This window comes from Paenibacillus sp. PastF-3 (assembly GCF_029893135.1).
GTDB classification, from domain to species: domain Bacteria; phylum Bacillota; class Bacilli; order Paenibacillales; family Paenibacillaceae; genus Paenibacillus_AQ; species Paenibacillus_AQ nitricinens.
This window is the reverse complement of sequence record NZ_JARXWM010000013.1, coordinates 72850-85385: the sequence shown is the minus strand read 5'-3', so window position 1 is coordinate 85385 and position 12536 is coordinate 72850. Positions and strand designations below refer to the sequence as shown.

Here is a 12536-nt window from a genome sequence, read left to right as displayed (position 1 = left end):
ATAGATGTTTATATAGAATATCGCCGGGCGAGCTTAAAGATCTCCGGATACTGGTAAAGTTCCGTGATGAGAGGATCATCATCATATGTCAGTACAATATCAGCTCCAGGCATTCCGTGATAAAGAGATTCTAATAACACATTTAACCGGATATGGTCTCTTTTATCGTAGTAATGCAAATACAGATCTTTACCTGCCTTTACATAGGGCGGATCAATATAAAGTGTCGTACGATTTTCCCAATAGGCTTCTTCAATGACTTCACAGGCATCGTCATTAGTAATCGTGATGTTTTTGCTCATTTGGTGAATAAACTTAATTCTTTCGATTAAGTTAAGTGGATTCCAGCGAGATAACAAAGAATTCTGATCCCCGTTACGCCCACCAAGTGGATTAGCCTTATATATACCTGAAAAGGCAAGCCGGTTCACCACCAATAAAGAAAGAGCAGCTCCGAACAAATCTTGGTCTTTGTATTTATCCTTAATTATTTTTCGGGATTCGAAAAATTTATCATGAGTGGGTGTGAAATTTGCTATCCAATGAATTAAAGGACGAGGGTTGGTTTTAATCAAATAAAACAAAGAATATACACCGAAATCATAGTCATTCAGGTGTAATTCTTTCACCATTCCGGCAGCCAGCAAAGCTAATTCTACACTTCCTCCACCTGTATAAGGGGATACTAAACGCTCCGTATGCTTTTGTACAATTAATTCTGAAAGTGATGTTATTACCTTTCCTTTAGAACCAGGATATCGAAGCGGGCTTAGTTGAGATCTGAATTTATGTTTAAGTGTTGGAGGCCGATGGGTTTGCGTCTGTTTTTCTTCCATTACTAATATAAAACGATGAACACTCTCTGTATTATTTAGGTAAGTATATCCGTCGCAATATACGCACCAATAACCCTTATGTTGAGCATCCATCTCCAACTCAGATTCGTCTTGTTCAGCGGAGCAAAACCTACAAAGATACATTAGAGTCACCTACTTGATTTATTTTCTTATACGTGAAAGCTTAACACACGACTTATAAAAGAAAACGAGCACGGTTAATGTTTAGTTAACTGTGCCCTTAGTTATTTTTAGTTTGCAAAAGCCTGCCATAATTATTTGTTATCATATGTGCCGGTTTTTAATTGTTCATAGCAAGGGTTACAAACTTGTCCATCAAAATCTTCTCCATTTACGATTCCTTCGAATTCTTCAGTTTCATTTATATGAAACCGATGCCCGCAGGCATCACATTTACAAGTAACATGTATTACTGCTGATCCTAAACCTAATTTATCAGTCATTGTATTGAAGATGGAACGAGCTGTTTCCTCCGGATAATAGTTTGAATGCACCCGAAAAAAACCACTCCATAGAAGCTGAAGATTATTTTTTATATTTTTCGTACCAATCGCTCTTATGATATGTTTTAAGGTTCTTTCATCAGTACTAGCCATCAGTACTCCTAGTCCCTCGAATAAAAAATCCTTATGATTTACATCAAAGATTCCAGATTCATCGATACTGATTTCATTCATAAGATCATATGACTCTGAACCAGGTTCCCCCTCACTTACTAAACTCGTGCCTGCACAGAAATCACATTGTTCTCCGTCTACTTGGCCGTCTACACAGCCCTCTGCCTGATAAGTAACCAAAGAAGGCACAATATTAGACTCACTATCGCAGTCAACAAATATCTGAAGACCAGAAATTGTAGTATAGACCCTGTCTTCTCTTTCCTTAGAACAATCTTCACAGATTTCTTCTAATAAAGTTCTAATCTCCAGCTCGCCTTGTTCGCCAGCTGCACAAGTGATAAAACCAACAACTAAAGATTGATTTCGATCAACTTGAAATGATATCAACTCTTCATCTTCAGGTAGCCACTCTAATGTTTTGAGTATTTGAGCTTTAGTAACACCACATTTGCTGCTAACCTTCCAACCAGCTGCATCAAAATTTTCATTTTTATATTCCATAAACCTCTCTCCTTTAACCTTCAGTCGGATTTGTTAAAAAAGCATAAATCGAATGAAGCAATAGTGCCTCAATAACTTAAATATCGATGAAATTTCGGCTACGAGCTTCCTTTAATAAATTTTGAATTCCTGTTTTTCGTGTCTCTTTTTCTAAACAATACCTAAGATCATCATCACTTAGTCGTTTAATAGCATTTCTAGCATTTTCGTCATTACAGCTACAATGAAGGACCCATTTTATATTTTCGGACTCAGGAGCGGGTTCTGTCTGGCTTGAATTAGGTTTTGGCTGCACGCCTTGCTTGATTAATGGTTCTTGTGGAATAAGCAAGCATCTATCACCTACCCAATAGGGTATATCAGCCAAAATTGAGTAAAAGGCAGGTAATGATGATAGTTTTCTTGAAACCTTCTGGAGAAGAAGAACTCCTATTTCTGATTTTGGCACTAATATCACAGTGTATTTATCTCCGAACACATTAGTATGACAATCCAGTATATGAACTAACGAGTTTTTCCACATGAATGCATCAAAAAGAGTTCCATCGTTTCCTACTCGTATTTCATGATCGTAAGCAAGTTCATCTTGTAACAGGAAAGGAGTCAAAATTTGATGATTGAACCATTCCTGAAAGAAGTCATCATGACTCTCATTTCCTTTTTTATTTTTCTTAACAAACCAGCCTTGATCGATGATAAATGTTTGAGTATTACGATGAAAATACATATCCCAAAAGACCTTTTTCATCACGTTTCCAGATTCCTTAGTTCTAGGCAGCTGTGAAAGAAGACCATATAAATGAGTTTTTTGATCATAATGATTAGAGCGGTCTATCTCTTCACAAATAAGAGTAATTTGCTCGTCATTATAGCTTCTTGCAACTTCCGTTAAGTAGTTAATCATTCATTATCGACTCCTTAGATAAAATTCTTAGAATCATGAGAATCGTTTACGTATATAAGCGCCAATAAAAACAGCGGACTGATTTACTACTCAGTCCGCTGTTTGATGAAAATTTATTGATTCATAAATTTTGACTATCAGATTTGCGTAAATTGTTGATAATTTAAGATCTCATCAAAAATTCCGATTGAAAATATTTAATTAAATTTGAAGTGTCACATCAGCACTAGCCTGAATGGTTCGTACTTTCACTTTGCTCTGAAGTGTAATATAGGACATATGATTGCTGATCCTATTTTCACTGAAGATTTCATTAAAAAAGGACACAACTTCAAGCGCTGCGAATTTGTTAGTAAGAAGGCGCTGAGGCTCGCTCACCACAATCTCTGAACATGCAGTTGCTGATGGCGCAATAGGATCATCGTCTTCAAGCACATCAGGAAAGACTTCAGCAACTGGAGGTAGTAAGGTCTCACCTTTCCATCTTACTCCACAGACAACCTGTCCTACCCATCCGGATTTCCGATAATTCTCTTCTTCTTGAGCAGTCCAATTCTCGCGACTACGTCCGTCTTGTGGCACTTTAGCTCCCTCGATTCCAACATCTAGATAGATGAGGTTATCTTCTGATTCGAAATAACGGTGCATCATTTGACGTGTGAAATTATTATCTACCGCGGAAATCAAGATCGGAATAAAGCTTCTTCGTCCGAGAGCAAGATAATCCCGATAAGAAAAGAGTTGACGTAACATCGTTTCATCTTGTACAAATTCTCTCGTATATGAACGAATAGGAATTTGATAGTGCCCAGAATAACGCTTAGCCAGCACTTCTGCCTTTTTGAACCCAACGTCTTTGGGAATAAATAATTGGTTGCCAAGATTCTTGGATTCCACCGTATCTGGATCAGCTATCGTGTAACATCCGGCCACATTAAAGATATTCATCATCTGAACGACCTGCTGCAGGATGTACGAGCCATTTCCTCCAGATCCAAGCTGAACGATGTAGAAAAATGGGGGATGCACTGTAGGAAGTGAGATCACAGGACCTCCTCCTTTTGCGGAGTATCCTGGATTGTTACTTTTTTTAGAAGCCAAGAAAAGTCCTCGGAATGTTTCTTATCATAAGGGGATTCGAAAATCTCAGCTGGATCTACTCCGAAAAATTTCCCATCTACATGAATTCTGCATGTGATATCTGGCATCAGTTTATTCAACGTCCCAACGATGACGTATAGGCAGCTGGCTGTCTCACTCTCATCGTCTTGTTTGGAAGGGTTAGCTTCCCAGTAATGATGTGAATGAATCTCCACTACTTTAACCCATTCCTCAATAACTGGGATGATACTATCATCTTCAAGCGGAGTTACATTCTCTAAAGATGCTACTTGTTGTGGAAACACTAACAAGTATTGACGAGAATTATAATTCCAATAAATCTCACCATATAACTCGACGCGATATGTTTCAGCAAAGAATTTTGATGCGCTGATAAATCGGCAAAGGAAAGACCAGTCAATTTTTCTGGGAAGGGTGATTTTCACACCTTCTACAATTTGCCTTGTATCAGGTACAATTTTTGCTTTTTGGCTAACAGAGAAAAACTCACTTTGACGAATATGATATACACATCCATCAGCGGACGGAATGTACATATTACGGCGGCCGTCCTTACTGGCCTCCTCCAAAGAAGCATAGATACCAGTGAATCTGGTTAATACAGCACCCCGCTTTTTGGCATGGATAGTAGGAACCACAAGGTTGGGCCCTTTAAATAAGACCATCGTACAGTATTCCTCTTCGCTCATTTCACCACATTCATCCATCATTCGAAGTCGTAAATCATTGCCAGTAATTTTGCGCAACTTTCCCTCTTCTCCATCTTTGTCAACTATCCCCTCAGAAATTTCATTAGCGCTAAAATATTCTGTAATGGGGGTCAGCGTGCCGTCATATTTAATGCGGGTTTCAGCATTAATTTCAAACGATTCTGATTTGTCCTGCTGTACAGCTTTTGCTGGCTTGATTGGTTTAGTAGTAGTTTTTGCTGGAACTTGTGGTTTTTCCAATCCTACTGGTTTTATTTCAGGAGCAAAGTCGAAAATATCCATCTGTGTTCTTTGATCTTGTGTCATTGTATTGTCCTCCTTGAATTTTTAAATCTATCATTTCGTAGTGTTCAGCATTTTTTTAGAAGCGCTTTAGAAATTTTTCGAATGTCATCCCTTCAGAGATAAGCCAGTCTTCAGGAAATTCTGAATGTTGCATTTTCGTGTACAACTCTCTCAGTTCCGTAATTCCGGAATCATTTCTTCCATCTCCAAAATAGCAATCCGAACTCGGTGAGCCGAAAAACATATTATGCAGCGTAGAACATTGACTGAGATTCTTGATATTAGGAAGGTTATTGTTACCCATACAAACACTTCCTCCGATCGTGACATTGGCATAGGGATACTTATAGAGCATTGTATCGCCTTTGATTTGCCGAGTGCCTTTAATCGAGAAAATGTTAATTTTATTAATATATCCTCCATTAGAGATTCTATAGGCGAAAATCATCCGTGGATGCCCTACTGCCTCCAAGAAGGTTTGATGATAGTACATATCCCAATTTTTCTTGGAGAGTTCACAGACCACTAAGTGTTCGTCTTCGTCTTTTTTGTAAATATGCTTTATCCAGTTATTGTTCATAATCGGTGTCTCCACCCGAAGCTGACTGTTTCTCTCTCGTCTAAATCCGACGATCTTCTTCGTTTCTTTTCTCAAACCTATGACAGTTTGATCTCTTGCTTCATAAACTTCGGCATCCATCATAGTTTCAAAGAAATGACCAAAAGTCATTTCGCTATTGAGTAATTCAGTCCCTTCGTTTGAAGAGACAAGGACATGTACATGAGTATCAGCTTTTTGGGCCTCATCCGACCAGGAGATTTGATAGTTGGTCATCTTCGATTTGCTCCTTTTTTTCTTTCTTTTTGGCTATAGAAATCAGTTTTTCCGTCAATTCGGAAGCTGGCACCAATAATTCCAGGTAAAAGCTCATGTAACCCGGATAGTCATCAAATCGAATGACCAGCACCTCTTCTTCTCTCCATAGAACAGAACATGCAGCTGCTGAATAATCATCGCCCATTTCTATGAAGCGGGAATATCTCTTTTCCACTTGTTCAAAGTTGAGTTGTTGTTTTATCCGGCAAAAATCCGGGTTTTCAATAACAAAGTCAAAATTGTACATTCCACTTTCGTTTTGATTCTCAGAGTATTCAATCTCACTTCCTGGGAATAACAGATGAAGACACTCCTCAAAAATTAAAAAGGTCATTGTATCCTCATATTCATTGAATATTCCCCATTGTCCTAATTGACTGCCTGAGTACCCAAGATCATCCATGAGTTTCATCATTCGAAGATTATCAAAGGATGTTTTCAGGAGACTAATTCCCGCTTCGTAGAACTTAGGCATAAGACACTTCCTTCCTTACTAATTGGTTAAATAAAATCATCAGTAGGACTGAATATTTTATTTTCTAACTTGAGAAGAACACCGCTTTTTTCAATTACATCTAGGAATTGATAAATGGGGTTGACCCAGTTCCGTTTAAATTTTCCAAGCTTATCTTGAATAAAATCATTTTCAGTCCCGTATGCATAATAATCCTCATCTTCTACTGAGGATAATGAATCAGCGATTTCAAAACAGTTTTGAACGTCTTGTAATGTAAAACTTTCAAAATTGATTTCAGCGGCGTCAGTATCACCATTAAAAAAAGCCTCAATAATGTAATACACCCCTGCAGTCTGCAACCTTGGAGGAGGTTGCTGTGCTTTTTCCATTAAGTTTTTTAGAAACCGTTGATGATTAAACTTTGGTCTATTGTCCATTAGAAAAATAGCCTCCTAACACTTTTAATTAAATGAAAAAGAGAAGGCTATGCCTTCTCCTTTACTTGAATCTTCATCACACCGTACGTCGGTAAGGTAAAATTAAATGAAGATCTAATTTGTTGTTCTCAGGGTAAATGACAAATGGACTCATTTCCCCTGTTAAATGGATCTCAATCATGGTAGTATTGATCGCTTTTAGAGCTTTGAGAACGTAATCGGTGTTTAGTGACATCTTTAGTGCTTCACCTTCCAGATCCGCAATAAATATTTCTTCACGGACCTTTCCAATACCACTACTATCAGTTTCCAGAACAAGACTTCCACTGTCCTGAAGAGAAAGTAGCATGGTTGGGGTTTTTTCTTTCATGATGTTCACACGTTCCAGAGCATTCATCAATTCAACACGATGCGCTTTAAAGGTTGCCTTAGAATTTTCAATTGGCGGAACAATCCGTGATAAATCGGGATAAACACCCTCAATCAAAGTTGCCTTATATTTCAACTGCTTACTCGTAACCATAAAAAAGTTATCCTGAAGGAACAACGAGTACTCTTCATCTTCATGAATAATCTTCGATAAAGCGTCGAATGCCTTGGCTGGAACATTACGGCCGTTGCCCAACTCTTCCTTGGTATCAACAGCTATAGCAGATCGTGCAAGTCGATGGCGATCCGTTGCATTAAACGTTAGGACTCCTTCAACGATATTCATATTAATGCCGTTCAAAACAGGAGTAGCTTCCGCTGTAGAGGCTGCAAATTTCGTATTGTTGATTAAAGCTACGAGTTCATTTCCCTTGATTGTAAGAATAGGCTTTCCCTTAAGCTTTGGCGTCTGGGGATACTCATCAGTTTCCATACCCATTAATTCGAATACTGATTTGATTTTTGTATCAACCGATGTAATTTTAATTTGGTTTCCGTTGTTTACACTAATTTTTACACCGGTACCAAGTTTCTTCACCATTTCTATTAAAATTGCTGGAATAAGCACAGAGCCATTCTTCTCGATAGTAAGGACGCTTCCGCTTTCGTCGCTAATACTGTACTCCGTCATGAATTCACCGTTACAGGTGGTCAAAACGACGCTACTATCGGTTGTACAGACTTTGATCAAGTCAAGGACTGGTCTGGAGCTGTTGGACGGTAAGGTTTTTGATACTTTACTCAAAGCTTCGTTCAATTCTTTTGTTGCAATTGTAATTTGCATGGTTCATCGACCCCTTTGGATTTTTGTTTTTTTGAAAACTTAAAGGCATGCCAGCGATCACTCGCGTCATGCCTCTTTCGTTGTAACTTTGTTTTTACAGCTTCAATGTACTTCTTAAAGGTGTGCTGGATGCCAAGGAATTGAATGATTTCGGAGAAAGTAATGAAATAATACGTACGCCTTCTCCAATTCAAATCCAATCGAATCTGGGTCACATAGACCAATCTGCCACGATCCATGGACACTCCTTCATAACTAAGTTTATTCTTTGGGATGTCGTATTTGGCCGCACAAACGCTCATCATACAGTCGATTAAATACCAGTCGGTTCCAACCAGTTTATAAATCGCTTGAGCTTTCCGCTGAATGATCCAACTGGTTATTGTCTTCCACCAGATAACTAGGATTTCAAATCTTTTTTGTAACATAAGTGAGGACCATCCTTTCGACGGCTTTTGACTTTTTTGTTATATAAAAAAACCCCGTGCATCGCTTTTTTGCGAATGAACGGGGTTGAATTTTTCCCTAAAGGAATCTTTTGAAATTAAAAAAAGCACCTGAAGGATCGCTAAATGCGATTATCAGATGCTTTAGACTTCCATATGGAATTTATCATTTTTTTCAATATAAGGTCGACAATACGATACAGGTGAGCATTTCAATGTTCGTAATGAAACGATCCATTTTAAATCCTAACCTAGATCAATACGTTGTCCTCACTGTGCCACTGGCAAGTGTTCACAACTAAATCTCTTCATCCTGTGTATCACAGTCCGTCGTCAAGTATTATTTCAGTTATCGTCACAGTGGTGTACATAACGAAATACAAGACTTGAAGAAAAATCATTTATTAATTCATACTTTTATTTTATCGGTTTTAGAGATAAAAAGAAAGTATCAAATTAATTTTTTTCCTCTGTAGCATCCTTCCTTTTAGCAAGCTTCGCTTTTTCAATAATTTCATGAATTTCTTGTTGCATTCTATTCATGTCGTTTATGCTCGTGCTATTAAGAATGTCTGTTTGCAGCTGAAGAATCTGGTGCCGTTCTTGTGGGCTCAATACCATGAGCACAGGCTTTACAGTCGGAGCCTGATGATAGCGTTTAATAATTAGTAATACCTCCTGCAACAGATATTCCATTGTATTCGGATCTTCAGCTTCTAATATCTGTTCCTGCAGCCAGTGTATCCGTTCCTTGTCCTCTTTGCTAATTGCACGGGATACCATAATATCACTCCTTATTCATTGACTATATCCTTTAACCATCACGTTATACCAGGTTAGGAAAATGTCAAGTGAATAAGCAGAGAAAAACGCCGCGGATAAATCCGCAGCGTTTTCCTGATAAGCCGGTTTAAGGGTACCGATCCCTCATAAAATTGTTGTCTGGTATTCAATCAAAGATATACGTTCCATACCCACTTGATTGATGTTCATAGGTGCCTCTACTTTCGACGGCTTTAAATGTGAAACAAAAGTAACTGTTCGTTGGATAATATTTTGAATTTGTTCACTATATCCCTTTACTTGATGTGTGTCCCCTGATTCGATGATCTGTGTTTGTAAATTCAGAATAAGCTCTCGTTCAGATTTGGATAGTAAATCCAACACTGTTCTTCCTTTTTCTCCTGGCATTTTTCTCACCTCCAGAGGTTATGTAATATATAGAACTTGTCCCCCGAATTGAGGAACAAGGCTACATATTTTTTTAGACACATCCTTAGGATATGCAAGTTTACTAACCGTCTTGAGACTGCTCGGTTTCCTTTGTAGGTTCTTCAATAGGTTGTAGTAGAGCAGCATTGAGTTCACTGACAATTTTTGCTTTTGCTTCGCTTTTGGCTGCTGAATCCTTGTGTTTCATCATGGCATTCTGCACCAAAAAGCTAATACCGCTAATACCCGTAAGTGCACTCGTGATCAGTACCTTAGAAAAGGTAAAGGCCTCGATGGGAAGTATCAAGTGAACCCCGATTACTCCAACAAAACCTCCAGTAATTAGGGCCTTCCAGTAGCCTAATGAGTAGTATGTTTTTCCATCACGCTTAACTCTGGAAAAGCCCGTAAAACAGTCATCTTTTAGCACATGCAGGTATTGTAACCAACACGCAATAGCGCCCGATACAAAAGGGAGTATAAGTTGCATAAAGCATTTTGTGATAATCGCCATCGAAATCATGGTTTTTCACCTCCTTTTAAAGTTTTTTTATATCAAAAAAAGCATGACTTTAGATAAAGTCATGCTTTTTGATAATTGATTTCCCTCACTTAGAGGTAATCTTTCTATTTATTTTGTATACTGCTTACGCTCTTTTTAGAGTAGCAAGCGCGGTGTAATGGGATTTATGAGCAACAAAAAGACACATTCCGCCATAGGCATTAAATGTGTTTTGGTCTCGGTCCTATACCGTATTTTAAATTTTAAACTTACGAAATAACGAAAAATCAAACCAATACTTCAATGATATCTCGGGGCTTAGCCTGCTCGAGGACCAAATGAATAATCATGCTGTCTTCACCTAATCAAATAAAAATTGGTGTACACAGCATTCTCCTTTATTCCAATTGATTTACAATTGTCCACTGCTTACCCTTACCCTATCATCACAAATGTGTACATAGATTAGGTGAGCTTAAAAGAAGAAATGAATTAATATATGTGATTATTATACCTTCATAGGAAGAAGAAATAAAGAATAAATAATTTTAGTGATTGGGCTGATTATGATGTTTAAAAGTTTTACACAATGCTATTTTATGCGCTTTTCAATTTTAATAACCGTGTTACGATAGCGCTGATTCAAGAACATAATATCCAGGAGGATTTATATATGTATAGAATAAACAGTAAACAAGACCAATGAATATGTGAAGCGCCTCGACCGTGAATTCAGACGTAGAATAAACACATGAATTGACTATTTAACAGCGGTGGGAAAACAGTATTTAATAAAAAAATTAACAACAGATCACATTTACGTTTGAGAGGGAGAATTATATATATCTAACTTTTTCAAATGGTATTATTATGAATAATGATAAGAAATGATAAATCATTGAATGCGTTGATATGAGAAGGGACAAGATCAAAAATGAGCCAAGAAATTGAGGTTTTAAATATGGAAGAAGATAAAGGTAAAATAAGGATACCTGTAATAGATTTTATAAAACAACATAGTTTGTCCATGGATACTAAGCTAACGGGAGTAGCAATTGAAAACAATGAAATTATCTTTGAATATGTTGGAGATATTGAGGAAGTATCAGAGCGAGGTGTATCAGACAAAATTCAAGGCTTAATTTGGGTGAGTGTAGCTTTTGTGCCTGTCCTTTATGTGATTGGAAATTTATTAGGTTTTCGTTGGTAATCCAGGGAAGTGTTCGGACAGCCAAACATTGAGGGACTCTTACACCGACATGAAAAAAATGAGAATTACGATATCTAGGTAGAAGATCGTCCACCCTGAAATTTAATAAATTCTATAAATAAAAAAACAGTCCCGATGTAGATAAATATCTCAACGGGACTGTTTTTGATGTTGAACTTCATAATAATTTGCGGTTCACGGTCATTCTTCTCTGGTTCGTGAAGGCCTATGCTTTACCTCACCGCTTATCCTACTGCCCGAAAGAAAATTTGTTCCATTTCTTTAAGTGAACGTGTCTTTTCAGCTGCTTGCATAATTCGGTCCTGCAGCATACCAAGAAATCGATCTTCAGCGCTTTTTTCTAGCATCATGAATTTCAAATCCACACCTACTACTTTACGGAAATGACTGATCTCTTTAGGTGAGATGAAACCTTTAGGCACAAATTTCTCATACAATGTTCCTATATTTACGGAGGCAAATTCGAACAAAAAATCCATACCTAATTCTCGATAAATAGCGGGAACATCATAGGTATAATCCTTTTCATACAAACTGACAGATCCATAATTACAGCTCAGTTTCTTCTCTCTTGCTAATATAGGACAGCAGAGTTGTTTTTCTTTAGCTTTATCCATTACTTTGGAAGTACGGTCCAGCTTGTTTTTTTCACACATCCATTGTTGAATTAGAGCTTCTTCATGAAGCCCTGAGTATCCCATATCTGGAATATTTACTCTTCCGTTTACATTAGGACTCATTTTGACGTAGCAATCAACTGGATTTGCAAAGGGTTCTAACTGTTTAATGATATCTGGACGATCTTTTTTAAGTTTATTGCAATTTATTTTGGCTGATGGTACAAATATCGATAAATCACATAAGTACTCTTTCAATCGTAATTCGTCAACCTCATATCTTGGTGATGGAATATACTTAGCCACTACACCAAATTGACTCCAGTCCCGGCGTTTTTCATCCTCATAAAAAAGACTTTTTACCGCACCCTTGATTTGATCAATTTTCTCGTTGGTTCGCTTATGATTCTGATATACTCCTGATAGATAGAGTTGCTCCATAATCATCGCAGCTCCTTCGGGAACTAGGGAAGATAAGGCTTGTTTGTCCATCAATTATTCTCCTCCATCACTAATATTTTTCAAGAACAAAAGATCATGTAAAT

15 protein-coding genes are annotated in these 12536 nt (G+C 37.6%); 1 reads left to right on the top strand and 14 read right to left on the bottom strand.

Annotated elements, in window-relative coordinates; genetic code table 11:
* Nucleotides 1–8: 8 nt before the first annotated feature.
* The 13 genes from M2444_RS23000 to M2444_RS22940 form a co-directional block, all read right to left on the bottom strand.
* Nucleotides 9–929 carry a DNA adenine methylase gene (locus M2444_RS23000; RefSeq protein WP_280788220.1) on the bottom strand — a complete coding sequence of 307 codons (921 nt, stop codon included), beginning with the start codon at nt 927–929 and terminating at the stop codon, nt 9–11.
* Between the two features lie 182 nt (nt 930–1111).
* On the bottom strand, nt 1112–1978 hold the full coding sequence (locus tag M2444_RS22995) for a hypothetical protein (RefSeq protein WP_280788150.1): 867 nt from the start codon (nt 1976–1978) through the stop codon (nt 1112–1114).
* A 76-nt stretch (nt 1979–2054) separates the two neighbouring features.
* Nucleotides 2055–2882: a hypothetical protein gene (locus M2444_RS22990; RefSeq protein WP_280788149.1), complete on the bottom strand. Its 828-nt coding sequence runs from the start codon at nt 2880–2882 to the stop codon at nt 2055–2057.
* Between the two features lie 201 nt (nt 2883–3083).
* Nucleotides 3084–3929 carry a ThiF family adenylyltransferase gene (locus M2444_RS22985; protein ID WP_280788148.1) on the bottom strand — a complete coding sequence of 282 codons (846 nt, stop codon included), beginning with the start codon at nt 3927–3929 and terminating at the stop codon, nt 3084–3086.
* Nucleotides 3926–5020: a hypothetical protein gene (locus M2444_RS22980; RefSeq protein WP_280788147.1), complete on the bottom strand. Its 1095-nt coding sequence runs from the start codon at nt 5018–5020 to the stop codon at nt 3926–3928. Before M2444_RS22980 ends, M2444_RS22985 begins: the two co-directional genes overlap by 4 nt.
* A gap of 55 nt (nt 5021–5075) precedes the next feature.
* The gene (locus M2444_RS22975) at nt 5076–5834 is read right to left on the bottom strand and encodes a hypothetical protein (RefSeq protein WP_280788146.1); all 759 of its coding nucleotides are present in this window, start codon (nt 5832–5834) and stop codon (nt 5076–5078) included.
* Nucleotides 5803–6279: a hypothetical protein gene (locus M2444_RS22970; RefSeq protein ID WP_280788145.1), complete on the bottom strand. Its 477-nt coding sequence runs from the start codon at nt 6277–6279 to the stop codon at nt 5803–5805. The genes M2444_RS22975 and M2444_RS22970 overlap by 32 nt, the downstream gene beginning before the upstream one ends.
* A gap of 98 nt (nt 6280–6377) precedes the next feature.
* The gene (locus M2444_RS22965) at nt 6378–6770 is read right to left on the bottom strand and encodes a hypothetical protein (RefSeq protein WP_280788144.1); all 393 of its coding nucleotides are present in this window, start codon (nt 6768–6770) and stop codon (nt 6378–6380) included.
* Nucleotides 6771–6846: 76 nt separating this feature from the next.
* The gene (dnaN, locus tag M2444_RS22960; RefSeq protein ID WP_280788143.1) at nt 6847–7983 is read right to left on the bottom strand and encodes a DNA polymerase III subunit beta; all 1137 of its coding nucleotides are present in this window, start codon (nt 7981–7983) and stop codon (nt 6847–6849) included.
* Nucleotides 7953–8411: a hypothetical protein gene (locus M2444_RS22955; RefSeq protein WP_280788142.1), complete on the bottom strand. Its 459-nt coding sequence runs from the start codon at nt 8409–8411 to the stop codon at nt 7953–7955. Before M2444_RS22955 ends, dnaN begins: the two co-directional genes overlap by 31 nt.
* 474 nt (nt 8412–8885) lie before the next feature.
* Entirely contained in the window at nt 8886–9212 is a 327-nt protein-coding gene (locus M2444_RS22950) for a hypothetical protein (protein WP_094875966.1), read from the bottom strand.
* 144 nt (nt 9213–9356) lie between these two features.
* The gene (locus M2444_RS22945; RefSeq protein WP_094875965.1) at nt 9357–9620 is read right to left on the bottom strand and encodes a hypothetical protein; all 264 of its coding nucleotides are present in this window, start codon (nt 9618–9620) and stop codon (nt 9357–9359) included.
* Between the two features lie 103 nt (nt 9621–9723).
* Nucleotides 9724–10164, bottom strand: coding sequence for a hypothetical protein (locus M2444_RS22940; RefSeq protein ID WP_094875964.1), 441 nt, complete (start codon nt 10162–10164; stop codon nt 9724–9726).
* Between the two features lie 913 nt (nt 10165–11077).
* Between M2444_RS22940 and M2444_RS22935 the strand changes: the two genes are divergently transcribed.
* A complete protein-coding gene (locus tag M2444_RS22935) occupies nt 11078–11353 on the top strand; it encodes a hypothetical protein (protein WP_280788141.1) in 276 nt (91 codons plus the stop codon).
* Nucleotides 11354–11598: 245 nt separating this feature from the next.
* Here M2444_RS22935 and M2444_RS22930 read toward each other — a convergent pair whose 3' ends face one another.
* Nucleotides 11599–12483 (bottom strand): hypothetical protein, encoded by an 885-nt coding sequence (locus M2444_RS22930; protein ID WP_280788140.1) that lies wholly within the window; start codon nt 12481–12483, stop codon nt 11599–11601.
* Between the last annotated feature and the right edge of the window lie 53 nt (nt 12484–12536).